This window comes from Aequorivita sp. CRS11 (genome assembly GCF_059693805.1).
In genome coordinates, this window is the sequence record NZ_JCATIG010000003.1 from 477,129 (window position 1) to 502,253 (window position 25,125).

The following is a 25,125-nucleotide window of genomic DNA, read 5'->3' on the forward strand; positions in this document are numbered from 1 at the left end:
GCGCAAAGGTACACAATGCGCTGAAGAAAGTAAAATGAAACGGTATCAGTTTGGGAAATACGGTGTTAATCTTGTGTGAAACGTGGGTCGGCTTCCATCACAGTACCACAATTATTACAAGTTCGCAATTCCTTGCTTCCGTAGAAATGTTTGAAATGTTTCAGAAAATCGGTTTCAATATCGCTTAACGGGAAGTAAACTTCATATAATTTATTGTTACAATTGTCGCAAAACCAAAGAAGTCCGTCCTTTCCATCAAGATCGGTGCGTTTTCTTTCAATAACCAAACCTATTGAACCAGTGCTTCGGCCAGGCGAGTGCGGCACTTTTCCGGGATGAAGATACATATCGCCGGGTCCAAGTTCCATCACTTTTTTCTCCCCATTTTCTTGAATTGCAACTTGAATATTTCCCTCAAGTTGATAGAAAAGTTCTTCAGTTTCGTTGTAGTGATAATCCTTTCGAGCGTTGGGACCAGCGACAATCATTACAATATAGTCGTCAGATTCAACGTATAGATTTTTATTGCCAACTGGTGGTTTTAGAAGGTCGCGGTTTTCTTCTACCCACTTATTTAAATTGAAAGGTTTTTTAATAGCCATTGCCGTATTTTTAACTGTTACGTAAAAATACGGCAAAATGGTCTAATAGAAAAAGGGATGTGAGGTTACTTTCTATAAAAAAGTTGAGTAAAGTAGCTACGGCCTTTGGCGCATTTCATTACTCCAAAACCGGTGTGTGTATAATTGCCTTCAATGATTGCTTTATGCCCCGGGCTGTTTAACCAGGCATTTACAACGGCTTCTGCAGTGTCATAGCCATACGCAACGTTTTCACCAACCACTTCAGCGTTGTCGTGATACTTAATTCCTTCAGAGCGATACCCGAAATTGTCGTGGTTTATCTGTTCTTTATCAATCATATATTCGGTATGGTCCACGGCAAAAGCTGAGGCATATTGGGTATCTATCTTAAGCGCGGAAAGTCCTATTGACGCACGGTGGTCATTTACTAGGCTTAGGATTTCAGAAGACATTTGGCTGTCGTTTCTTTGAGCCAAAGCTAAATCAATATCATATTTAGCGGCTTCAACTTCAACGGAATCCTCTTTTGAACACGAGGTGATGACTAGGCATAGCAATGCCATTGCAAGTAGGTTGCTCTTTAGTAGGTTCATAATTTGGGGGACACCAGATTTGGGGCTTGATGTCGATTCAAATATATAAAAAAATTGACACGAAAATGCTTTTAATCGAAAAAATGTTGCACTTTATCGGATAAAGAACAATTTTTTCATTGTCGTTAAAAATTTAAAATGATGCTTAGGCACAGTAAACGTTATATATTTCACGTATATTGGTCGTATATTTAAAACTATTAGTATGGTTAAAATTTTAACATATTTTTTTGCTATTTTTCTTCTATTCGGGTGTAAAAACGAAGAAAAATCTTCTAACGAAACCTTAAATGCTTCAGAAAATTCAATAAAAAAAGAAGAAATTTTCGGAATTGTCATTCACGGAGGAGCTGGAACAATTCTCAAAGAAAATATGAGTGATTCTTTGGAAGCGGCCTATAAAGCAAAACTTAAAGAAGCTATTTCCGCAGGGCATGAAATTTTAAAAAATGGCGGCACTTCTTTGGAAGCAGTTACACATACTATTAATGTTATGGAGGATTCGCCACTTTTCAATGCGGGAAAGGGTTCGGTATTTACACACGAAGGTTCAAATGAACTTGACGCGTCCATAATGGATGGTGCCACTTTGAATGCTGGCGCTGTTGCCGGAATAAAACACATCAAAAACCCAGTAAATTTAGCCCGGGATGTAATGCAAAAAAGTGAACACGTAATGCTTTATGGTGCTGGCGCGGAAGAATTTGCCCAAAATTTGGGTTATAAAATGATGGACACTTCCTATTTCTATACCCAAAAAAGATATGAGTCTTTGCAAAAGGTTTTAGAAAAAGAAAAGAGTAAAAATGAAAAGAAGATTTCTTTTGAAGATCCATTTATTAAAAACTCAAAATTTGGAACAGTGGGCTGTGCCGCACTGGACAAACACGGCAATCTTGCGGCCGGAACCTCAACGGGAGGAATGACAAACAAACGCTGGAACCGAATTGGCGATGCGCCGATTATTGGTGCGGGAACATATGCCAACAATAAAACTTGTGCCGTTTCTTCAACCGGTTGGGGCGAGTATTTTATTCGATCCGTTGTTGCCTATGATATTTCTGCGTTGATGGAATATAAAGGAATGACTTTGCAGGAAGCTGCATCAGAAGTTATCCAGAAAAAAGTTCCGGCATTGGGCGGCGACGGCGGTATTGTTGCAATTGATAAGGATGGAAATGTAGCTATGGAATTCAACACTGCAGGAATGTATCGCGCCACAATGAATTCTGAAGGCGAATTAATTATTAAAATCTATAAAGAAGAATAAATGGAACCGTATTACGCTGTAATCTTCACTTCAGTGCAAACCGAAAATATTGAAGGCTATGCTGAAATGGCAGATTTAATGGAAAATTTGTCAAAACAACAACCAGGTTTTTTAGGGATTGAAAGCGCACGAAATGAAATTGGCATTACCGTAAGCTATTGGCAAAGCCTTGAAAGTATCAAAAACTGGAAAGCGAATCTAGATCATTTGGTTGCACAGAAAAAAGGACGTGAACAATGGTATTCCTATTATAAAGTGAGGATTTGTAAGGCGGAAAGAGAATATGAATTTAATAGTTGATTGAAGATAAAATTTTGATAGCCTGTTAATTATCTCCCAAATGTTAAATTTTAAAATACGATTATAAAATAGTTGAACGTTAGAACTTTAACCTCCCACCCATAAAACGTATTTAAGTAATTATTTCAAACAAAACGATTTGGTTTTTGCTTTGCTGCCCAATCATTTTGCCTTATTTTTAAATGCCTTTAACCATCGAGTATGAAAAATCTTCTCAAGTTCCTAACTGTCCTTTTATTGCTTTTCGTTTTTTCCTGCAAAGACAAAGAGAAGCATTCCGAAACCGACAATCTTTTTAAGTTCAAGGAATACATTTCGTATAACACCTACGGAAACCAATCCATCACCACGGATATTCGTGTTGAACTTGCAAAACCGTTGGAACAATTTGAAATGACACAGGAACTTGCTGCCGATGAATATTTAAAAATTTCTCCCGCTACGAAAGGTAAATTGGTTGTTGAAAACGGCAAAACGTTGATTTTCCAACCTTTGGAATATTTAAAACTCGACACAGAATATACTGTAACGGTAAAACTGGATAAATTTTACGAAGATATTTCCAAAGAATTCAAAACCTACACTTTCAGCTTTCACACCATTACGCCCAATTTTAAAATAGATATTGGAAAACTGCAAAGCTATAGCAAGCAATGGCAATATGTTGAGGCATCCGTTGAGGCGTCGGATGTTATTTCTTTGGAAAAGGCGAAGAAATTGGTTTCTGCGTCGCAGGAAGGCAAAAAGTTAAAACTGAAATGGCCGTCAGAAGAAAAAGAGGCGCGCTATTTCAGCTTTACCATCGACAGTATTTCAAGGAAAATTGACGATTCCGAAATTCTCATAAAATGGGACGGAAAACCGATCGATGCCGAAAACAAAGGTGAAAATACCTTTACAATTCCCGGACAGAACAATTTCACGATTGTTGATATTAGCAGCACCGTGGCACCCGCTGCATTGTTGAGCATCAACTTTTCCGATCCGTTGTTGGAAAATCAGGATTTCGCTGGTTTGGTTACTATTGAAAACACTCAGGATTTACGTTACGAAGTCAACGGAAATGTGTTAAACGTATATCCACCAAATCGCGTTGTGGGCAATGTAAAAGTCACTGTTTTCACGGGAATAAAAAATACTGAAGGTTTTGGATTAAAAAAGGAATTTTCAGAATTGGTTTCTTTTGAACAGTTAAAACCCGCCGTCCGGATGATTTCCAAAGGTGTGATTCTTCCAAATTCTGCTTCAACACCAGTTTATTTTGAAGCTGTAAATCTTTCAAAAGTTGATGTGCGCGTCATTAAAATTTATGAAAACAACGTGCTGCAATTTCTTCAAAATTATAATTTGAATGACAACAATACATATGATATTAAAAGAGTTGGAAGAAGAATTGCCAAAAAAACCATCACCCTTAAAAATACCGACTTGGGCGATAACGGCAGTTGGAAAGCCTACGCCATTAATCTTTCGGAATATTTTAAAGCAGATCCCGGCGCAATTTATCAGCTGGAGCTCAGCTTCAAAAAAGATTATATAACCTATGATTGTGCCGAAACTTCTTCTGAAGTAACAGAGGAAACCGATGATGAGGGCGATGAATATTATGACGATTATTACGAAGAAGATCCTTATTTCGCAAATGATTCCTCCGAAGACGAAGAACTTCGCGAAGAGCGCTATTGGGATAATGAAATTTACCGTTGGAGAAATTACACATACAATTGGCAGCAGCAGGACAATCCTTGCCATCCCGCATATTACAATGAAGATCGTGTAGTTACCGCAAATATTCTGGGCTCAGATTTGGGCTTGATTGTAAAAAAAGGCAACAACCGTTCGTACCATTTTATTGCTACAAACCTAATTTCCGCAAAACCAGAAGGAGGCGTAAAAGTGAAGCTTTTCAACTATCAGCAGCAATTAATTGAAACTGTAACTACGGAAAGCGATGGAATGACACTTTACGACGGTTCAAAAAATGCAGCTTTCGCCGTCGCTCAAAAAGGAAATAATTTCGCCTACGTAAAGTTGGAAGACGGAAATGCCCTTTCAATGAGTAATTTCGACATTTCAGGGAAAGAACTTCAAAAAGGATTGAAAGGTTATACTTATACAGAGCGTGGCGTTTACCGTCCCGGCGACAGCATTCACTTGACATTCGTGCTCAACGACAACGCCAATCCACTCCCAAAAAACCATCCCGTAACCCTTTCGGTAACAGACGCCCGCGGAAAACTCGTGCAAAGAACAGTTTTGAACGGTAACGGTTCCCCCCTCGGGGGGGTTAGGGGGGACTTCGGGGGAGATGCCGCAGACAGAGGGGGCCAGGGCTTCTATTATTTCCCAATCGCCACGGACGCTTCGGCGCCAACCGGAAATTGGAACACAACCGTAACCGTTGGTGGCGCACAATTTTCACATACTTTGAAGGTGGCGACAATTAAACCAAACCGTCTAAAAATCAAGCTCGATTTTGAAGATGAAATTCTCGACGCCACAAAACCCGTAAAAGGAACGGCAAGTGCAATGTGGCTTCACGGCTCGCCTGCGCGTAACTTGAAGATTGATATGACTGCGACACTTCGCGCGAGCAATTCTGCTTTTCCGAAATTTCCAAAGTATAATTTTATAGATCCAATCCGAACTTTTTCCGAAGTTGAAATCTCAGTTTTGGATGCACAACTTTCTTCGGAAGGCAGCACTTCTTTCAGCCAAAATCTGGAGGTTGGTAAAAACGCGCCCGGAATGTTGAAAGCCACATTTTTAACGAAAGTATATGAAGGCGGCGGCGATTTCTCAATGGATATTTTTTCGAAGGATTTGTCGCCGTTCTCACATTTTGTCGGTTTAAAATCTCCCGAAGCTGGGCGTTACGGTTCCTATTTTACGGATGAAAACACAACTTTTGACGTAGTTTCCGTGGATGCGCAGGGCAAAGCTGCAGCCAATCGCGAATTGGAAGTAAAAGTTTTCCAGATTGAATGGCGTTGGTGGTGGAATCGTGGTTCGGACAATCTTTCAACCTATGAAAATTCAACCGTGCACCGTCCCGTAAAAGATTTCACTGTAAAAACCGATGGCAGCGGAAAGGGAAAATTCACCGTAAATATTCCCGAAGAGGAAGGCGGCAGATATTTAATTCGCGTCATCGATAAACAATCCGGTCACGCAACGGGACGAATCACATATTTCTACAGAAATTGGTGGCAGCGCCCAAGTGACGGCGATGCTGAAAGTGCGCGCATGTTACTTTTTTCCGCAGACAAAGAAAAATATAATGTTGGTGAAGAAGCGTTTATAACTTTTCCTTCGGGAAGTGACGGCCATGCGCTGATTAGCGTTGAAAACGGCACAGAGGTTTTGGCAACGCATTGGATTGAAACCAAAAAAGGCGAAACCAAAGCCGCAATAAAAATCACAAAGGAAATGGCGCCGAATATTTATGTGAATATTTCGCTGCTGCAACCACATAGCCAAACGAAAAACGATTTGCCTATACGGCTTTACGGCGTTATTCCGCTTTCGGTTGAGGATCCTTCAACGGTGCTTCACCCCAAAATCACGATGCCGGAGGTTTTAAAACCAGAAAAGCAATTCACCGTAAAAGTTTCCGAGGAAAAAGGAAAACCAATGACTTACACAATCGCGGTTGTTGACGAAGGTTTGTTGGATTTAACACGTTTTGCAACGCCCGATATTCACGAAGCTTTTTACAGCCGAGAAGCACTTGGAGTGAAAACTTTTGATATGTTCGATTACGTGATTGGCGCATATTCCGGCAGTGTCGATAATATTTACGCAATCGGTGGTGGCGATGCGGCTTTGGGTGCAAAAAACCGAAAAGCCGACAGATTTAAACCAGTTGTGAAATATCTGGGACCATTCGAACTCTCCGCCGGAAAAACCGCAAGTCATAATATTATGATGCCAAATTACATCGGCTCCGTTCGCACGATGGTAATTGCGGGCGATAAAACCAAAAGTGCATACGGCAGTGTCGAAAAAACAACGCCCGTCCGAACACCTTTAATGGTGCTGGCCTCACTTCCGCGGAAATTATCGCCGGGCGAAACCGTTACACTTCCAGTTACTGTTTTCGCGATGGAAAACAAAGTGAAAACCGCCACGATTACGGTAAAAACAGGCGATGCGCTGAAACCGAAAAACGGTGCTTCCAAAACGGTTACTTTCAACGGACCGGGCGAACAGATTGTGAATTTTGAATTTGAAGTATTGCCGACGAAGGAATTTCAAACCATTGAAGTAACCGCTTCCGGCAATGGGGAAAAAGCGAACTATAAAGTGGAAATAGACGTGGAAAATCCGAATCCGATTTCTCAGAAATCCACAAATTACACTGTGGATGGAAATGCTTCGCAAACCATAAATTTCGAAACTTTTGGCGTTCTGGGAAGCAATGCCGCGATGCTTGAATTTTCCACTTTGCCGCCGATGGATTTCGGAAAACGAATGGAATATTTAATCCATTATCCTTATGGATGCATTGAACAGACTACTTCTTCAGCGTTTCCGCAGTTGTATTTGGCGGATGTTTTCGACATTACTTTTGATAAAAAACAGAAAATTGAAAAAAATGTAAAAGCGGCAATTGAGCGTTTGGGAAGATTTCAAACTGCAAACGGCGGACTTGCATATTGGCCCGGAGAGCGCGAAGCCGACGAATGGGCAACCAATTATGCTGGGCATTTTATGCTGGAAGCGAAACAAAAAGGATATGCGTTGCCCATCAGTTTTATGAGCAATTGGTTGCTATACCAGCAAAACACGGCGCGCCAATGGCGAAACAGTTATAAGGTTTATAATTCAAGTTTGACGCAGGCTTACAGACTTTATACCTTGGCGTTGGCGGGAAAACCAGAACTTGCGGCAATGAACCGCCTTCGCGAAAGCAAAGAATTGAGCAACGATGCAAAATGGCGATTGGCCGCGGCATACGCTTTGGCTGGCAAAAAGGAAGTTGCACAGCAGATTGCACAAACGGCCAATATCAATTTCGTTCCGCAGAAATACGATTATTATACGTACGGCTCGCCTTTCAGAAATAGGGCGATGGCTTTGGAAACCTTGGTTTTATTGGGCGATTCGAAGCAACGGGAATTGGCAATTTCAGTAGCGAAAGATTTATCTTCCGGAAATTGGTACAGCACGCAGGAAACCTCGTACGCATTGATGGCAATGGCGAAAATGGTTGCCAAAAACGGCGGAAAGGCGATGGAGCTTACCTTTACAAATGCCGGAAAAACAGTTGAAGTGAAAACTGACCGCGCCATTGCGCAGCGCGACCTTTCTTTTGTGATGGGAGGCAATTCTGTTTCGGTGACCAATAAAAAAGGAAATGTGGTTTACGTTACGCTTTCGCAACGCGGGAAACTTCCGCTCGGAAAAGAACTCGCCGAAAGACGCAATCTCTCCATAAAATCTGAATATTTGGGAGGCGATGGAAAATCAATTGACGTTACAAAATTGCGACAGGGAACTGAAATCATTGCAAAAGTGAGTGTTACCAACACTTCCAACAATTGGATAAACAACGTGGCTTTGGCAAAAATCTTCCCAAGCGGTTGGGAAATTGTAAACACAAGTTTTTCTGAATTGGGCGGTGGTGCAACTGGAAATGCGCGTTATACAGACATTCGCGATGATCGGGTGAATTTCTTCTTCGATTTAAACGCGGGTGAGACCAAAACATTCAGCGTAAAATTGAACGCTTCCTATCTGGGTACGTATTATTTGCCCGGAACGCAGGTAGAGGTGATGTATGACAATTCTTATTATGCGCGGAACAAAGGGATGTGGGTGACTGTTGAATTATAGATTATGAAAAAGCTCTTCAGAATATTTGTATTTGCGGTTATTATAAATTTCACTTATGGTTGTAGTGAAACAAAACAAAAAACTCGTTCCGAAATTTATTCTGAAAAAACTGCTGAATTGATAAATGATTTATTGAAAGATGAAGGAAACCATATTTGTGATTGCCTATTAGAACCTAATAATAGTTCGATGGCAGAAATTTACAAGAGTGAAGTGCCAGCTTTTGAATTTGAAGATTATATTGTAAAAAAACTTAGTTTAAAAAACGTTGCTGAAATTGATAGCCTCTATGGGTTTAAGGAAAAGCTAACATTAAATCCTGATTTAATTACACAAGCAATAAAGGTTATTTCGAATAGAGAATATGATTCTATAAATAGAAAATATGATTCTCTATTTATAAAATACGAATATGATAAAGCATTAGAAATTTTTATTAATACTTATCCAAATATCTGTTCTTTCAATAAACCAATTTTCGATAAAAATTTGAAGAATGGTTTGTTTTGGATATCATCTGGAAGTACATGCTTATGGACTCCTCCACCAAAAGTCAAGAATGTTCAAGGCGTTTGGGAATATGATTGGAATTAGTTAATGAAAAACATTGATCCCATTTTAAAAAAACATAAAATAAAACTCAGTGTCCTGCTGATTTTATTTTTGGTTTGGCTTTTCTGTCTTCCGTCACCATTATTCAACGTTCCCACCGCCACCGTTGCCGAAAGCAGCAGCGGACAAATGCTCGGCGCACGAATTGCCGATGACGGACAATGGCGCTTTCCGCAAATGGATTCCGTGCCAAAAAGATTTGAAAAATGCATACTTTATTTTGAGGACGAGCATTTTTATTGGCATCCCGGCTTTAATCCCGTTTCCATTTCAAAAGCACTTTGGAACAATCTTACCAGCGATTCCCGTCGCGGAGGAAGTACGATTACGCAACAAGTAATCCGTCTTTCCCGACAAAATAAAGGCCGAACTTATTTCGAAAAACTAGTCGAAATTTTTCAAGCCACGCGTTTGGAAGCGGGTTATAAAAAGAAATCTATTCTGAATTTATATGCTTCCTACGCTCCTTTCGGAGGAAATGTGGTTGGATTGGAAACCGCTTCGTGGCGCTATTTTGGAATTCCGGCAAGTGACTTGAGTTGGGGACAATCGGCAGCTTTGGCCGTGCTTCCCAATGCTCCCGCCCTTATTTTCCCCGGAAAGAATGAAGAAATTTTAAAACAAAAAAGAGATGCACTATTGCTGAAACTTTTTCAAAATGAAGTGATTGATGAAACAACCTATCAATTGGCTTTGGATGAAAAATTGCCGGGAAAACCTTTGCCATTGCCAGAATTTGCACCTCATTTAACTGAAAAAATAAGAAAGGAACATCACGGAAAACGCATTGAAACCACGATTGATTTTTCGCTTCAACAGAAAGTGAACAATATTGTGAAAGAGCAACATTATATGCTGGCACAAAACCAAATCCACAATCTCGCCGTTTTGGTTATGGATGTTAATACGCGGGAAGTTTTGGCTTATGTGGGCAATTCCCCGACAACACGTGAGCACAACAACTTTGTGGATATTATCGAAAGACCGCGTAGCACAGGCAGTATTTTGAAACCGTTTCTTTTTACTTCAATGTTGGACGCTGGAGAAATTCTTCCGAATAGTTTGGTGGCAGATATTCCCACAACTGTAAATGGCTACACACCTGAAAATTTCGACAAAAAATTCAACGGTGCGGTCCCGGCAAGTGTGGCACTTTCGCGTTCGCTGAATATTCCTGCGGTGCGGATGTTGCGGGATTTTGGGTTTCAAAGATTTTATAATATTCTGAGGAAAACAAATCAAAAAGCAATTGATAAACCTGCTGATTATTATGGTCTCTCATTGATTCTGGGTGGCGCGGAAAGCAGTTTGTGGGATATCACAAAAGCCTATGCCGGAATGGGTTCAACCTTGAATTTTTTCAATAATTCTTCCAGCGAATACCGAAAAAATGAATTTGTAGAACCTGTTTATGTGAAAAATCACGAGGAAATTAACTTGGGGAAAACACAACAAAAACCTTCTGTTTGGAATGCCGGAGCAATTTATGAAGCCTTCGAAGCAATGGAAAAAGTGAACCGTCCAAACGGGGAAGAAAACTGGGAATTTTTCACAAGCAGTCAACCGCTTGCTTGGAAAACCGGAACGAGTTATGGCTTTAAAGATGCGTGGGCGGTTGGCGTTACACCAAAATATGCAATTGGCGTTTGGGTTGGAAACGCCGATGGGGAAGGTCGGCCAGGTTTAACGGGAATTCAGGCTGCGGCTCCAGTTTTGTTTGATGTTTTGAATGTTTTACCACAAAGCGGTTGGTTTAAAATTCCGTACGATGAATTGGTTGAGGTAGAAATCTGCGCAAAAAGTGGCCATTTAGCGGGACTTTTCTGTGATGAAACAAAAATGGAATGGATTCCAAAAAACGGAACACGAACCGAAGCTTGTCCGTACCATCAAACTGTATTTCTATCCCGAGGCGTCGGGACGGAAAATTTTCGGGTTAATTCTTCGTGTTATCCACTTTCAGCAATGGTTCAAAAGAACTGGTTCGTTCTGCCGCCGGTAATGGAATATTATTACGCACAACTTCACCCCGAATACCAAATCTTGCCGCCCTTTGCGCCGAATTGTTTGCAGGAAGGCGAAAAGTTGATGGCATTTATATACCCGAAGAAAAATGAAACCGTGCTTCTTCCGAAGAATTTTGATGAAAATGTAAACGAAGTAATTTTTAGGCTGGCACATCGTTCACCGGAAACTACTGTTTTTTGGTACTTGGATTCAAAATATATCGGCAAGACCGAGACCTTTCACGAACTGGCCATTTCGCCAAAACCGGGAGCATATTTATTGACTACGGTAGATCAGGACGGCAATGAACTTCGTGAGCAGATTGAAATAAAATCCGCTTCAGAAAACCCTTAAAAATTATTTAACAAAACATTAATACTGATTGGTTCGGAATATTACGAACCAAGCGTACTTTTGCATCTTCATTTTAAATCATAAGTATATTTTGACTAAAAAAGAAAGCTTAATTGAGAAATTGGGAGTTCACATTGAGAGCAAGGATCAACTTGCTCCTTTGGCAGCGCGAATTCTTGCAACCTTGATTTTAAGTGGAAAAAAAGGAAGCACTTTTGAATCTTTGGTATGTGAACTCAGCGCCAGTAAAAGTACAATTTCAACACATTTAACCACTTTGCAGGCCGCAAACCGAATTACCTATCACACAAAATGTGGCGATAGAAAAAAGTATTTCACACTTGTTCCAGATGTGATGATAAATGCCATGAATGAAATGCTTAAAAACTGGAAAAACGAACGCGATCTGCATCTTGAAATAATGGAATATAAAAAGGAAATAAATGCAGAACTTCCTGAGGATTGTTCAGAAATCTTCGACTTGGAATTTCATAAAGATTATTTGGAATTCCTTGCACAAGCAAGTGCTTCCATGGAAAAAATTCAAAAAAAGCTTACCGAAAAACATAAAAACGACTAATTAGATCAACAATGAAAAAGAAAAATTTTATTCATTCACTTCCCATAGCTTTAGGCATTCTGCTATTGTTTTCTTCTTGTGGCGATGACAAAAGTGCACAACAGGCCCAAATGGCACAACAAGCCCCAACTTTACCGGTTGTATCAATTCCAACGAAAACTGTTACAGCATTTACAACCTATCCTGCAAGTATTGAAGGGATTGTGAACAGTCAGGTAAATGCAAAAATTTCAGGATATATTACGGATGTTTTGGTTGATGAGGGTCAAAAAGTAAGAAAAGGACAAACGTTATTTAGACTGGAGACCCAAACTTTGAGCCAAGACGCCGCTGCCGCTCGCGCTAACGTGAATGCTGCACAGGTTGAGGTTGATAAACTGAAGCCTTTGGTTGAAAAAAATATTATCAGCAATGTGCAACTTGAAACTGCCAAAGCAAAACTCCAACAAGCAAAAAGTGGCTATAACAGCATTGCGGCAAACATAGATTACGGAAACATAAAAAGCCCAGTTGATGGCTATGTTGGTTCCATCAATCTTCGGAAAGGTGCGTTGGTGAGTCCATCCTCACAAGTCCCTATGACGACTGTTTCAGACATCAGCAAAGTGTATGCATATTTCTCAATGAATGAAAAGGAATATTTGGATTTTATTCAAAATGCAGAAGGAAAAGATATTGAAGAAAAAATAAAAAAACTTCCGAAAGTGCAATTGTTATTGGCAAACGGAAGCCTTTACGAAGAAGAAGGAACCATTGAAACCATTAACTCACAAGTAAATGCGAATACGGGTTCTATTTCTTTCAGGGCTGTTTTTGATAATCCTTCAAGAATTTTAACAAACGGCAACAGCGGAAAAATTAAAATTCCAAAAGTTTATACCGATGCTGTAGTTGTTCCGCAAGAAGCTACCTATGAGCAACAAGGCAGTATTTATGTGTATAAAGTTGGTGAAGATGGTATGGCCACTTCAACCAAAATTGAGACAACGGCAGAAGTTGGAAACCTTTACGTGGTAGCTTCCGGCTTGCAGAAAGGTGATAAAATTGTTGCAAAAGGTGCAAACAAACTACGTGGAAATTCCAAAATAAATCCACAGGAAATGCCTTTTGACAGCATTGCCAAACCTATTGAAAAAGTTTTCAGATAACCGTTTAAGAAAAACCAATCATGTTAAAAACATTTATAGACAGACCCGTACTCTCTACGGTTATCTCGATAATTATTGTGATTTTGGGAATTTTAGGGCTTTCCAATCTGCCCATTACCCAATACCCTGATATTGCCCCGCCGACCATTCAGGTGAATGCAACCTATCCAGGAGCGAACGCCGAAACCATTCTTGAAAGCGTTATTATTCCGTTGGAAGAGCAGATAAATGGTGTGGAAGGAATGACCTATTTAACTTCCACTGCGACCAACAACGGAACCGCTTCCATCAGCGTGTTTTTTGATCAGGATGTAGATCCGGACATTGCCGCTGTAAACGTTCAAAACCGTGTGGCACGGGCTAATTCATTGTTGCCTCAAGCTGTAATTCAAACTGGGGTTACAACTTCAAAACAACAAACAAGTGCGTTGATGTTTCTTTCCTTTTACAGCACCAACAAAGATTATGACGATACGTTTCTTCAGAATTATTTAAAGATAAACGTAATTCCCGAATTACAAAGGGTAAATGGTGTGGGAGACGTGAGTGTATTCGGAGGAAAAGATTACTCCATGCGCATTTGGCTAAATCCTCAAAAACTTGCAGCCTATAGTTTGATGCCTTCCGATGTTGTTGCAGCTTTAAAAGAACAGAGTTTGGAAGCCGCGGCAGGTTCTTTGGGTGAAAATAATGGCGAAGCCTTTTCATATACCATTAAATATCCGGGACGTTACAAAACTGAGCAGCAATACAGCGACATTGTGATTAAAGCTTTGGGCAATGGCGAATTTTTGAGATTGAGCGATGTTGCACAAATAGAACTTGGCGCACAATCTTATGCAGGTGGATCTGTTACCAATGGAAATCCTGCGGTAAATATGGGTATTTTTCAAACGAAAGGTTCAAATGCACAGGAAATTATTGATGCTATAAAAGTAGAATTGGCTCAAGTGGAAGCCAATCTTCCCGAAGGCATCACGTATTATATTCCGTATGATACTAACAACTTTTTGAATGCCTCAATTGAAAAGGTGGTAATGACTTTGGTAGAAGCGTTCCTGCTAGTTTTTCTTGTGGTATTTATATTCTTGCAGGATTTTCGTTCCACTTTAATACCGGCAATTGCGGTACCAGTTTCGATTATTGGAACATTTTTCTTTCTAAATTTATTTGGATATTCCATCAACCTTCTGACGCTTTTCGCTTTGGTATTGGCAATTGGTATTGTGGTAGATGACGCTATTGTAGTCGTCGAGGCAGTCCATTCAAAGATTGACGAAGGAGAGAAAAGCCCGAAAAAGGCATCGCTTAAAGCCATGCACGAAATTTCCGGAGCTATTGTTTCCATTACCTTGGTGATGTCTGCAGTGTTTATCCCCGTAACTTTTATAAAAGGCCCTACGGGAGTATTTTATGAGCAGTTTGGAGTAACGCTTATTGTTGCAATTATTATTTCTGCAATAAACGCTTTGACTTTAACACCCGCGCTGAGTGCACTTTTCTTAAAAGGTCACGATGAAAAACAAAACAGCAATAAACCAGGTTTTATTCAGAAATTCTTTAACGGTTTCAACAGAGGTTTTAAAGCTACTGTAAACCGTTATGGAAGATCTGTCCATTTCCTATACAGGCATAAATGGATTACTGGAGTTATTTTGCTTTTGGCAGTTTTGGGAATTTGGTGGTCATCTGCAACTTTGAAAACAGGCTTTGTGCCCGATGAAGATCGTGGAATTATCTTTATGAACGTAGAACTTCCCGCGGGTTCTTCAATTGATCGTACGCGTGAGGTAAACCTAAAACTATACAATAAAATAAAAGACCTTCCTGGCGTACAAGGTGCGTCGGTTATTGACGGTCGAAGTTTGATCAGCGGTGCGGGAAGCAATTACGGACTTGGCTTTATTAGGCTTGACGATTGGAAAGACAGAGAAGACGAATCGCTTTCGGTGCAGGCAATAACTGGCCAACTTTTCGGAATTGCTGCGCAAATTCCAGAGGCGCAAATTATATTTTTCTCGCCACCAAGTATTCCCGGTTTTGGAAACTCCGCTGGAGCCGAAGTGAATCTTTTGGATCGCTCCGGTGGAAGCTTTACAGATTTGGACCAAACCAATCAGGAGTTTATTGCAAAATTGAGCCAACGGCCTGAAATTCAATATGCACAATCCTCTTTCAACACGCGTTATCCGCAATATGAAATGATACTGAACGTGCCATTGGCAAAAGAAGTTGGGGTTTCGGTGCAAACCATTTTCAACACTTTACAAGGTTATATAGGAAGTATTTTCGCAGCAGATTTTTCCCGCTTCGGAAAACAATATCGCGTGTATGTTCAAGCATTGCCGGAAGACAGGGCAAGTGAAAGCGATTTGAACAATATTTATGTACGTACTGCCAGTGGTGAAATGACGCCAATTACCCAATTCGTTACGCTGAAACGGGTTTATGGGCCACAATCGGTTACACGTTTCAATTTGTTCAATTCCACAAAAGTTACTGCTGCGCCGGCGCCGGGTTATAGCTCGGGTGATGTTATTGCCGCTGTTGAAGACGTTAGCCAAACTTTGCCCAGCAATTTTGATATCGCTTACTCAGGTTTAACCTTGGAAGAAAAAAGCGCAGGCAACCAAACAACGATGATTTTCATTTTGTCATTGGTATTCGTTTACTTTTTGCTCGCAGCTCAATATGAAAGCTATTTATTGCCCTTTTCAGTTCTGTTTTCATTGCCAGTTGGGGTTTTTGGAGCCTATATTTCAACACAGTTTATGGGATTGCAAAACAATATCTACTTTCAGATTGCGCTCATAATGCTTATAGGGTTGCTCGCGAAAAATGCAATTCTTATTGTTGAATTTGCGCTTCAGCGAAGAAAACACGGCGAATCTATTTTGGATGCTGCCATTGACGGTGCCGAAGCGCGATTGCGACCCATTTTGATGACTTCCTTCGCCTTTATATTTGGATTGATGCCGTTGGTACTTTCAAACGGGGTTGGTGCCGCAGGTAACCGTTCCATTGGTACCGGAGCCGTTGGTGGTTTATTGATAGGAACAATTTTAGGGGTTTTTGTAATTCCAATTTTGTTCATCCTTTTCCAGTGGTTACAGGAAAAAATTACGGGCGCACCGACTGAAAAATTAGAAACTATTGAAGAAAACACTTCTCATGAAAAATAATAGCATATATAAAATTTTGATATTGGCAAGTTTGCCGTTTCTGCTGGTTTCTTGCTTTGCCGCGAAAGATTATGAACGGCCCCAAGTGGTAAATGAAGCAAATTACAGAACTGAAAATCTTCCGCAGGATACATTAAGCATCGCGACCCTTTCGTGGAAGGAATTGTTCACGGATCCTTTGTTGCAAGGTTACATTGAAGAAGGCCTGAAAAACAATATGGACATCCGGGTGGCGCTTCAGCAAATACGTATAGCCGAAGCGTATGTAAAACAGGGTAAGGCAGGATATTTTCCTTCCTTGAATGGAAATGCAAAATATACTCATCAGGAATTTTCTGCCGGAGGTCAGTTTGGAAGTCAATTTTCATCACTTGATCAATATGAATTGAGCGCCAACCTTTCTTGGGAAGCTGATATTTGGGGGAAAATCCGCAGTAATGAAAGGGCTTTTCAAGCTTCATACCTTCAAAGTGTTGCGGCGCACCAAGCCGTAAAAAGTAGGTTGCTTGCCAATATTGCTTCGGTTTATTACCAATTGTTGGCGTTGGATGAACAAATTCGTGTTACCGAGGAAACCATCGAAACGCGTTCAAAAGGTTTGGAAACGACCCAAGCTTTAAAGGAGGCCGGAAACGTTACAGAAGTAGGCGTAAAACAAACCGAAGCGCAACTTTATGCCGCTAAAGGAATTTTAATCGATTTAAAAAACCAAGCTCGTTTGCTTGAAAACACCATGTCTATTTTGTTGGGAAGCGCTCCACATGAAATTACTCGCGGAAGTTTGGAAAATCAAAACATAGATATACCGTTAAATACTGGAATTCCAGCGCAATTGCTCAGAAATAGACCAGATGTAATGGCCGCAGAATACAGTTTGATGAATGCTTTTGAACTTACAAATGCAGCGCGCGCAAGTTTCTATCCCTCATTGACGCTTTCGGCAACGGGAGGTTTTCAGAATATTGAGATTGATAAACTTTTCAATGCCAATTCGCTATTTGCAACTATTATTGGAGGGTTGACACAGCCCATTTTCAACAAACGTCAAATCCGTACTCAGTATGAAGTCTCGCAGGCACAGCAGGAACAGGCTTATTTAGATTTTAGATTGGCTGTTATCACTGCCAGTAAAGAAGTTTCGGATGCACTTTATAATTATGAGGCTGCAATCGAAAAAATTGAGGTAAACCAAAAGGAATTTGAGGCTTATAATTTGGCAACAGGCTATTCCGAAGAGCTTTTGGATAACGGTTTTGCAAACTATTTGGAAGTTTTGAATGCGCAGGAAAATGCGCTTAATTCGAGTTTAAATCTCATAAATACAAAAAATAACCAGCTTCAGGCCGTTGTTGATTTATACGAAGCCTTGGGCGGCGGTTGGCGATAGTTTTTTCATAAGTTAGTTTAATTGTTGATTGTAAATCTGTCTTGAATTTTTTCAAGGCAGATTTTTTTATGTCTTATTTCGAAAACAGCTATTTTAGTGCAATGGGAAAATTTCACTTCGTCATTTTTTTACTTGTTTTCGCCTTTATTTCCTGTGAAGAAGCGCCTAATGAAACTATTTCTTTGAATGGGGATTGGCAATTTTCCGAAGATGGAAAAAATGATTGGAAACCCGCCGAAGTTCCCGGAACCATACAATCAGATTTGTTGAAACTGGGTGAAATTCCCGATCCATTTCTTAAAAATAACGAAGATTCCATTCAATGGGTTTCTTCAAAAAACTGGCAGTATAAAAAGCAATTTTCTGTTTCCGAAGAAACCTTAAAAAGAACAAAGCATTTTTTGAATTTTGAAGGTTTGGATACATACGCCAAAGTTTTACTCAATGACAGTTTAATTCTCTCCGCAAACAATGCTTTCCGAAGTTGGAAAGTCGATATTAGCGATGCATTAAAACCCGAAAACGAACTTTTGATAATTTTCAAAAGCCCAGATTCCATCGAAAAAAGTGAAGCTGAAAAGTTAAATTACGAGCTTCCCGGCGGAAGTCGTGTTTTCACCAGAAAGCCGCAATATCAATACGGTTGGGATTGGGCACCAACTATAAAAACAATAGGCATTTGGCGAAATGTTTCGTTGATGAGTTATGATTTTGCGCGATTAAAAGACGTTTTTCTTGAAACAAAATTAATCTCAGATTCATTGGCTGAATTTGTCGCGAAGTTTGAAATTGAAACGGTAAAAGAAGAAGAAATCACCCTTCAAATCACAAATAAAAATACGTCTGAAACCTTCACTTCAACCTTTAAAACCAAAGCGGGTGAAAGCGATTATCAAATTCCTTTTAATATCAAAAATCCTAAACTTTGGTGGACGCATAATTTGGGCGAACCATTTTTGTATGACATTCAAGTTGAATTGATTCACAACAAAAATGTTTTGGAAACACATTCCAAAAAACTTGGCATTCGTTCCATTGAATTGATTTCCGAAAAAGATTCCATCGGCGAAAGTTTTTATTTCAAACTGAATGGAAAACCCGTTTATATGAAAGGCGCCAACTATGTTCCACAACAAATAATTGAAACAAAATTAGACCAAGAAAAATACACAAAACTTATTGATGACGCGGTTTCGGCAAATATGAATATGCTGCGCGTTTGGGGCGGTGGAATTTATGAAGATGATTATTTCTACGAATTATGTGATGAAAAAGGGGTTTTAATTTGGCAGGATTTTATGTTCGCCTGTGCCATGTATCCCGGCGATGCCGCATTTTTAGAGAATGTAAAGCAGGAAGCAATAATAAATATAAAACGTTTGAGAGGCCATCCAAGTATTGCTTTGTGGTGCGGCAATAATGAAAACAATGAAGGTTGGCAGCGTTGGGGCTGGCAGGACGGTAAAACCGAAGCGCAAAAGCAGGAAATCTGGAAAAATTATTACGCTGTTTTCAACCATATTTTACCGCGAGCAGTGGACAGTTTAAATCCGAATATCAATTATTGGGAAAGCTCTCCAAAATACGGCCGAGGCGATAAACGCTACCAATTTGAAGGGGATGCCCACGATTGGTGGGTGTGGCATGATGGCTATCCATTTGAACATTTTGAGTCAGCAGTACCGCGGTTTATGAGCGAGTTTGGATTTCAATCTTTCCCAACTGTTGAAACCATAAAATACACCACTGAAAGAGATTCGGTGGTAATGAATGATACACTTTTTACAAACCATCAAAAGCATTCGCGGGGTTTTCAGATTATTGAAGATTATATGGCGCGAGATTTTCCCGTTCCTAAAAACGCTGATGATTACGTTTATATGAGTCAACTTCTGCAAGCCTATGGAATTTCCAAAGGAATCCATGCCCAGCGCCGCGCAAAACCTTACAATATGGGTACGCTTTATTGGCAGTTGAACGATTGCTGGCAAGCGGTTTCGTGGTCAAGTATCGATTATTTGGGCAATTGGAAAGCATTGCATTATAGCGCAAAAAAAGCTTTTGATAACATTTTGATTTCCGCGGAAGAAAAAAACGACACACTAAATATTTTTGTTGTTAATGATAATTTTAAAAACATTAAAGATTCCCTTTCTGTGAAATTGATGGATTTCGATGGAAAAGTTATTTATGAGAACAAACTTTTGGCTGAAAGCCTTGAAAATAGTAGCGAAGAACTTTTTTCGCTTCCACTGCAAACCTTGAAATTTAAAAGGACGGTTTGTTTATTAAAAGTGAATTTTGGAAAAAATGAATACTTCCATTATTTTGTAAAACCGAAGGATTTGAAACTGAGCAAAAGTGAAATAGAAATCAAAACTGAAAAGGCGAAAGATGGATTTATGATTACGCTTTTCTCAAAAACACTTCAGAAAAATGTATTTTTAATTGCCAATGAAAAAGGAACTTTTGAAGATAATTATTTCGATCTTTTGCCGAATGAGCCTAAAACAATTCTTTTTTCAACCGAAAGCAAATCACCGCTAAAACTGGAATATAAAACCTTAAATCAATTCATAAAATAACGATGCGAAAAATTCTTTTCTTAATCATATTTGTTATGTCCGCTGGAATGTTTTCGCAGAGCAATCAAATTGCACTGATTCCAAAACCGCAGTCTTTGGAATTAAAAAAAGGAACTTTCAAAATTGATGAAAACATTACCCTTTATTTTGAACCAGAATTTGAAATTGCAGGAAATTTTTTAAATGATTTTCTTCAAAATGGAGCGGGATTTCAGCTTAAAAAAACTTCGGAAAAAGAAGCAGATTTAATTTTCAAAAAAGATGTGTCCCAACCTTCCGAAGGCTATATTTTAGAAATATCAAATTCAAAAATTACAATAAAAGCTTCTGATGCGAGCGGTGCTTTTTATGCGGTTCAAACCTTGCGGCAATTACTTCCGCCCCAGGCTGAGGCAAAAAATCCAACTAAAAAACAATCATTTTCAATACCACAATTAACGATTACAGATTACCCAAAATTTCAATACCGAGGAATGCATTTGGATTGTGCTCGGCATTTTTTCGATAAAGAGTTCGTGAAAAAATACATCGCTAATCTCGCTTTGTTGAAAATGAATTATTTTCATTGGCATCTCACGGACGACCAAGGTTGGCGGATTGAAATAAAAAAGTATCCGAAACTCACATCAAAAGGTGCTTTTCGCGAAGAAACCCTAATTGGACATTATAACGATACCCCACAAAAATTTGACGGCAAGCGTTACGGCGGATTTTACACCCAGCAAGACATAAAAGAAGTAGTAGCTTTTGCTGCAAAACACAACGTTACCATAATTCCCGAAATTGAAATGCCTGGCCACGCCCAGGCTGCAATCAGTGCCTATCCTGAGTTGGGCTGCACAGGCACACAAATTCCCGTTGCTACAACATGGGGTGTTTTTGATGAAATATTTTATCCTAGCGAGAAAACTTTTACTTTTTTGGAAGATGTGTTGGAAGAAGTAACATCACTTTTCCCAGGGGAATATATTCATATTGGTGGCGACGAAGTTCCAAAAATTCAATGGCATCTCTGTAAGCTTTGCCAACAAATGATATATGACTTAAACTTAAAAGATGAGCACGGTCTGCAGAGCTATTTTATTCAGCGAATAGAAAAGTTTGTAAACAGCAAAGGAAAAAAAATAATAGGCTGGGACGAGATTTTGGAAGGCGGCCTAGCGCCAAACGCAACCGTAATGTCATGGCGCGGGATGCAGGGCGGCATTGATGCTGCAAAAGAAAAACACGACGTGATCATGACGCCAACCTCACATTCTTATTTTGATTATTATCAAAGCGATAACCCAGATGAGCCCTTGGCGATTGGAGGTTTTGTTCCCTTAAAAAAAGTGTATTCTTTCAATCCAATTTCTAAAGAATTAAATGCAGAGGAGTCAAAATATATACTCGGTGCGCAGGCCAATCTGTGGACAGAATACATTCAGAATGAAAAGCAAGTTGAATATATGGTTTTTCCAAGAATCCTTGCTATGAGTGAAGTTACGTGGAGCGGTCCTTCAGAAAATTTGGAAAAGGATTACCCAGATTTCGTTACTCGCGTTGAAGAGTTTATGCCGCGTTTGGATTCTTTGAATATTAATTATGCCAATCATTTATACGAACTTGAAGGCAAGATTTTGAAAGAGGACGGCAAGGTTTTTTACGAGCTGACAACGCCAACAAAGGGAAAGAAAATCTGCTACTCTATAAATAATTCTGAAACTAAAGTCTATTTAAAACCGATTTTGATTGAAGAAAATTCGAAGATTTCAGCCAATGTTTTTAAAAATGGTGAAAAAGTTGGCAGTGATTTTTCAGAAAAAATTATTTATCACAAAGGAATTACAGCAAAAATTTCATTGAACGTTCCGCCAAATCCAGCCTATGCTGCAGGCGGAAAGGAAGCTTTGATTAATGGAATTTCAGGTAGTGATAAACGTTACGGCGACAAGGAATGGTTGGGATTTTGGGGCGATGATTTGGAAATTACAATTGATTTTGGGACTCCAACAGACATTAATTCCGTAACCACTCGTTTTTATAATGCGCCGGGACAATGGATTCATGCACCGAAGATTATAAAAATGATAAGACCCTTTGTTGACGGAACTACAGATACGATATCGATTCCAACTTTTTTCCCCGATTATAATAATGAAAATATTATTGAAGGATATATTCCTATAATACCAATCCTTGCAGGAAAAATGATCGATGGGTCAAAGATTGTTTTAATAATCCCAAATTATGGAATCATTCCCGAAGGCCAACAAGGCGCCGGAAATAAAGCCTGGACATTTATTGACGAAATTATTATAGAATGATTATAGAAATTTGCGCCAACAGTTTTGAAAGTGCCCAAGCTGCGCAACTTGCCGGAGCGGACCGCATCGAACTTTGCACCGAACTTTCCGTGGGCGGGCTCACGCCAAGTCAAGGCTTGATTGAAAAAGTGATTTCAGAATTGAATATTCCCACTCACGTTTTAATCCGCCCGCGAAGTGGAAATTTTACTTATTCTGAAGAAGAAGTTGATGTAATGCTTCGCGATATTGCATTTTGCAAAAAGATAGGTTGCGCAGGAATTGTAAGCGGATTTTTAACTTCGGAAAACAAAATTGAATCAGAAAAAACACAGCAATTAATCGAAACTTCCGATGGAATGGAATTCACTTTTCACCGCGCTTTTGATTGGGTCGAAAATCCTTTGGAAGAACTTCAAAAACTGATTGATTTAAAAGTAAACAGGTTGCTTTCTTCTGGCCAAAAACCAACTGCAATTGAAGGTATTTCACTTTTAAAAGACCTTCAAAAACATGCAAAAGATAAAATTGAAATTATGCCTGGCGGTGGAATTAAGATTGAAAATGCCTTGAAATTTAAAGAAGCAAATTTCAAGAGCATTCACTTTTCGGCAACAACAAAAAAGCAAGTGCTTCAGCAAAAACCAAATGTTTCAATGCATAGCGAAGCTTTTTTTGAAGAAGGAATTGTTGCAACTTCTAATAAAGAAACAATTCAAAAAATAAAGCAGCTTTTAGCGTAACGGAAAACCCTTTGCCGCCCACCACGGGTGGATTTCAATCATCAATCTGCCAGATTTTACCATCGGGTCCATATTGGCCAAACTGTCGGCCATTTTTTGAGTGGGAACATTGTAAATAGTAATACCGCGAATGTCGCCATTATCTCCAAACGGTCCGGAAATGTCTGCAAAACCTTCCTCATACATTCTGCCCAAATGCGCCAAATGTAATTTTTGCAGGCTGTCCGCTTCTTCTTTGGTTTGCGAACGGGTTGGACCACTTTTCAGGAATGCAATAAAATATTGTTGCATCAAAATAGTGTCGCCCGATTTTTCATCAACATAATCGAAGGTTTGAAAGCCTTTTTGAGTAAGTTCCTCTTTCAGCTGCGCCATTGGAATTTTCTCTTCCTCTGGGCAAGGCTCGGTGATGTATTCTTTCTCAATTTTGGTTTCACAGCTAAAAAGTGTGATTCCTAAAATTATCAATAGTAGTTTAGTTTTCATTTTTCCAAGTTTTAAAAGGATTTTTACTCAAATTTGAATTGTAATATTTCACATCGCCAGTAACTTCCTTTCCCAGCCATTCGGGTTTTGAAAAGGGCTCGGTTTCTGAATTAAGTTCTATTTCGGCAATAATTAAACCTTCGTTTTCGCCCATAAAATCATCCACTTCAAAAGTATGGTCGTCAAAGAAAATTTCATAACGTGTTTTTTCGATAATTCCCGGTTCGCAAAGTTGGAGCAATTCCTCGGCCTCTGCCTGTGAAATTTGTTTTTCCCATTCAAATCTCGTAAGGCCAGATTTGTTGGATTTTCCTTTAATGGTTAAAAATCCATCGTTTCCCTGAATGCGGATGCGCACGGTGCGTTCGGGATGGGTGTTCAAAAACCCTTGAACGATTCGCGTGCGTTTGTGCGCCTCATTTTTAAAAGCTTCGGAAGTGACTAAAAATTTACGTTCTATTTCCTGCATTTTGGGCTATTTGTTTGATTTCATCGGAAGTGATTTGTTGTTTTGAAAATTCTTTTTTCACCAAAACCAGCATCGCTTCAGCAATGGTTTCAGTTTTTATCATTTTGTATTTCTTCGGAACCAAAAATCCGAAGGTTTTCATAAAAAAAGTTGCCACTTTTTCACCAAAACGGTTTTCATCCCTATCGCCCACAATTAGTGAAGGTTGCAGGATGTATGTATTTTCAATATGCTGATTTAAAACATCGCGTTGCATTTCGCCTTTTGTTTTATTGTAAAAAATACTACTGTTTTCATCCGCGCCCATTGCTGAAATTGCAATGAAAGTTTTAATTCCGTTCTGTTTTGCAAGTTTTGCGGCAGTAACTGGAATGCCGTAATCAATCTTTTTATATGTTTCTTTATCGGGCGTTTTGGCTTTTGTAGTACCGATACAGCAGAAAACCACATTGGCCGTAAATGCTTCAGAATGATTTTCAAGTTGGAACATATCTATCAAATATTCCTCGATTTTCGGGGAATTCTTTCCCGCAGTGCTGCGCGAAAAGAGTTTTATCTTTTCATAAGCAGGGTCTTTCAAAAGTTTTTTGAGCAGGATACTTCCCGTTAAGCCCGTGGCGCCTAAAATGATTGCTGTTTTTTTCATTGAATATGTTTCCATTAAAAATAGGTTTCGACTGCGCTCAACCAGACATTAAAGAT

17 protein-coding genes are annotated in these 25,125 nt (G+C 39.5%); 12 read left to right on the forward strand and 5 right to left on the reverse strand.

The genetic code is table 11. The features are described from left to right. Positions 1-65: 65 nt before the first annotated feature. Together AC58DT_RS08200 and AC58DT_RS08205 are read right to left on the reverse strand one after the other, a co-directional pair. Positions 66-602, reverse strand: a complete 537-nt coding sequence (locus AC58DT_RS08200) for a 3-hydroxyanthranilate 3,4-dioxygenase (protein WP_497216384.1) — start codon at positions 600-602, stop codon at positions 66-68. Between the two features lie 65 nt (positions 603-667). Further along, positions 668-1,177 (reverse strand): CAP domain-containing protein, encoded by a 510-nt coding sequence (locus tag AC58DT_RS08205; RefSeq protein ID WP_497216385.1) that lies wholly within the window; start codon positions 1,175-1,177, stop codon positions 668-670. A 205-nt stretch (positions 1,178-1,382) separates the two neighbouring features. On the opposite strand from AC58DT_RS08205, the gene AC58DT_RS08210 reads away from it, so the two are divergent. The 12 genes from AC58DT_RS08210 to AC58DT_RS08265 all read left to right on the forward strand — a co-directional run bounded on the left by AC58DT_RS08210 (position 1,383) and on the right by AC58DT_RS08265 (position 23,468). Beyond that, positions 1,383-2,447: an isoaspartyl peptidase/L-asparaginase family protein gene (locus AC58DT_RS08210; RefSeq protein WP_497216386.1), complete on the forward strand. Its 1,065-nt coding sequence runs from the start codon at positions 1,383-1,385 to the stop codon at positions 2,445-2,447. After that, on the forward strand, positions 2,448-2,747 hold the full coding sequence (locus tag AC58DT_RS08215) for an antibiotic biosynthesis monooxygenase family protein (RefSeq protein WP_497216387.1): 300 nt from the start codon (positions 2,448-2,450) through the stop codon (positions 2,745-2,747). Between the two features lie 201 nt (positions 2,748-2,948). Continuing rightward, complete coding sequence (locus AC58DT_RS08220) at positions 2,949-8,585, forward strand: alpha-2-macroglobulin family protein (RefSeq protein WP_497216388.1); 5,637 nt, start codon at positions 2,949-2,951, stop codon at positions 8,583-8,585. Between the two features lie 3 nt (positions 8,586-8,588). Continuing rightward, entirely contained in the window at positions 8,589-9,179 is a 591-nt protein-coding gene (locus AC58DT_RS08225) for a hypothetical protein (RefSeq protein ID WP_497216389.1), read from the forward strand. A gap of 3 nt (positions 9,180-9,182) precedes the next feature. Continuing rightward, positions 9,183-11,558: a penicillin-binding protein 1C gene (gene pbpC / locus AC58DT_RS08230; protein WP_497216390.1), complete on the forward strand. Its 2,376-nt coding sequence runs from the start codon at positions 9,183-9,185 to the stop codon at positions 11,556-11,558. A 91-nt stretch (positions 11,559-11,649) separates the two neighbouring features. After that, positions 11,650-12,138 carry a GbsR/MarR family transcriptional regulator gene (locus AC58DT_RS08235; RefSeq protein ID WP_497216391.1) on the forward strand — a complete coding sequence of 163 codons (489 nt, stop codon included), beginning with the start codon at positions 11,650-11,652 and terminating at the stop codon, positions 12,136-12,138. Between the two features lie 11 nt (positions 12,139-12,149). Further along, positions 12,150-13,286: an efflux RND transporter periplasmic adaptor subunit gene (locus tag AC58DT_RS08240; RefSeq protein WP_497216392.1), complete on the forward strand. Its 1,137-nt coding sequence runs from the start codon at positions 12,150-12,152 to the stop codon at positions 13,284-13,286. A 20-nt stretch (positions 13,287-13,306) separates the two neighbouring features. After that, on the forward strand, positions 13,307-16,468 hold the full coding sequence (locus tag AC58DT_RS08245) for an efflux RND transporter permease subunit (RefSeq protein ID WP_045080317.1): 3,162 nt from the start codon (positions 13,307-13,309) through the stop codon (positions 16,466-16,468). Continuing rightward, positions 16,458-17,855, forward strand: coding sequence for an efflux transporter outer membrane subunit (locus tag AC58DT_RS08250; RefSeq protein ID WP_497216393.1), 1,398 nt, complete (start codon positions 16,458-16,460; stop codon positions 17,853-17,855). Before AC58DT_RS08245 ends, AC58DT_RS08250 begins: the two co-directional genes overlap by 11 nt. 101 nt (positions 17,856-17,956) lie before the next feature. Beyond that, a complete protein-coding gene (locus tag AC58DT_RS08255) occupies positions 17,957-20,440 on the forward strand; it encodes a beta-mannosidase (protein WP_497216394.1) in 2,484 nt (827 codons plus the stop codon). 35 nt (positions 20,441-20,475) lie between these two features. Then, positions 20,476-22,746: a beta-N-acetylhexosaminidase gene (locus tag AC58DT_RS08260; protein ID WP_497216395.1), complete on the forward strand. Its 2,271-nt coding sequence runs from the start codon at positions 20,476-20,478 to the stop codon at positions 22,744-22,746. Beyond that, the gene (locus AC58DT_RS08265) at positions 22,743-23,468 is read left to right on the forward strand and encodes a copper homeostasis protein CutC (protein WP_497216396.1); all 726 of its coding nucleotides are present in this window, start codon (positions 22,743-22,745) and stop codon (positions 23,466-23,468) included. Before AC58DT_RS08260 ends, AC58DT_RS08265 begins: the two co-directional genes overlap by 4 nt. Here the strand turns inward: AC58DT_RS08265 and AC58DT_RS08270 are convergent. From AC58DT_RS08270 to AC58DT_RS08280, 3 genes are read right to left on the reverse strand one after another with little or no spacing between them, the layout of a single operon-like run. Then, entirely contained in the window at positions 23,460-23,954 is a 495-nt protein-coding gene (locus tag AC58DT_RS08270; RefSeq protein WP_497216397.1) for a YciI family protein, read from the reverse strand. The genes AC58DT_RS08265 and AC58DT_RS08270 overlap by 9 nt on opposite strands. Next, a complete protein-coding gene (locus AC58DT_RS08275) occupies positions 23,944-24,423 on the reverse strand; it encodes a CYTH domain-containing protein (RefSeq protein ID WP_497216398.1) in 480 nt (159 codons plus the stop codon). Before AC58DT_RS08275 ends, AC58DT_RS08270 begins: the two co-directional genes overlap by 11 nt. Further along, positions 24,404-25,069, reverse strand: a complete 666-nt coding sequence (locus AC58DT_RS08280) for an NAD(P)H-binding protein (RefSeq protein WP_497216399.1) — start codon at positions 25,067-25,069, stop codon at positions 24,404-24,406. The genes AC58DT_RS08275 and AC58DT_RS08280 overlap by 20 nt, the downstream gene beginning before the upstream one ends. Positions 25,070-25,125 lie beyond the last annotated feature (56 nt).

Bases quoted from the DNA above. Each gene is read 5' to 3' on its own strand.
- AC58DT_RS08200 (WP_497216384.1), bottom strand. From the start codon at position 602: ATGGCTATTAAAAAACCTTTCAATTTAAATAAGTGGGTAGAAGAAAAC.
- AC58DT_RS08205 (WP_497216385.1), bottom strand. From the start codon at position 1,177: ATGAACCTACTAAAGAGCAACCTACTTGCAATGGCATTGCTATGCCTA.
- AC58DT_RS08210 (WP_497216386.1), top strand. From the start codon at position 1,383: ATGGTTAAAATTTTAACATATTTTTTTGCTATTTTTCTTCTATTCGGG.
- AC58DT_RS08215 (WP_497216387.1), top strand. From the start codon at position 2,448: ATGGAACCGTATTACGCTGTAATCTTCACTTCAGTGCAAACCGAAAAT.
- AC58DT_RS08220 (WP_497216388.1), top strand. From the start codon at position 2,949: ATGAAAAATCTTCTCAAGTTCCTAACTGTCCTTTTATTGCTTTTCGTT.
- AC58DT_RS08225 (WP_497216389.1), top strand. From the start codon at position 8,589: ATGAAAAAGCTCTTCAGAATATTTGTATTTGCGGTTATTATAAATTTC.
- pbpC (WP_497216390.1), top strand. From the start codon at position 9,183: ATGAAAAACATTGATCCCATTTTAAAAAAACATAAAATAAAACTCAGT.
- AC58DT_RS08240 (WP_497216392.1), top strand. From the start codon at position 12,150: ATGAAAAAGAAAAATTTTATTCATTCACTTCCCATAGCTTTAGGCATT.
- AC58DT_RS08245 (WP_045080317.1), top strand. From the start codon at position 13,307: ATGTTAAAAACATTTATAGACAGACCCGTACTCTCTACGGTTATCTCG.
- AC58DT_RS08250 (WP_497216393.1), top strand. From the start codon at position 16,458: ATGAAAAATAATAGCATATATAAAATTTTGATATTGGCAAGTTTGCCG.
- AC58DT_RS08255 (WP_497216394.1), top strand. From the start codon at position 17,957: ATGGGAAAATTTCACTTCGTCATTTTTTTACTTGTTTTCGCCTTTATT.
- AC58DT_RS08260 (WP_497216395.1), top strand. From the start codon at position 20,476: ATGTCCGCTGGAATGTTTTCGCAGAGCAATCAAATTGCACTGATTCCA.
- AC58DT_RS08265 (WP_497216396.1), top strand. From the start codon at position 22,743: ATGATTATAGAAATTTGCGCCAACAGTTTTGAAAGTGCCCAAGCTGCG.
- AC58DT_RS08270 (WP_497216397.1), bottom strand. From the start codon at position 23,954: ATGAAAACTAAACTACTATTGATAATTTTAGGAATCACACTTTTTAGC.
- AC58DT_RS08275 (WP_497216398.1), bottom strand. From the start codon at position 24,423: ATGCAGGAAATAGAACGTAAATTTTTAGTCACTTCCGAAGCTTTTAAA.
- AC58DT_RS08280 (WP_497216399.1), bottom strand. From the start codon at position 25,069: ATGAAAAAAACAGCAATCATTTTAGGCGCCACGGGCTTAACGGGAAGT.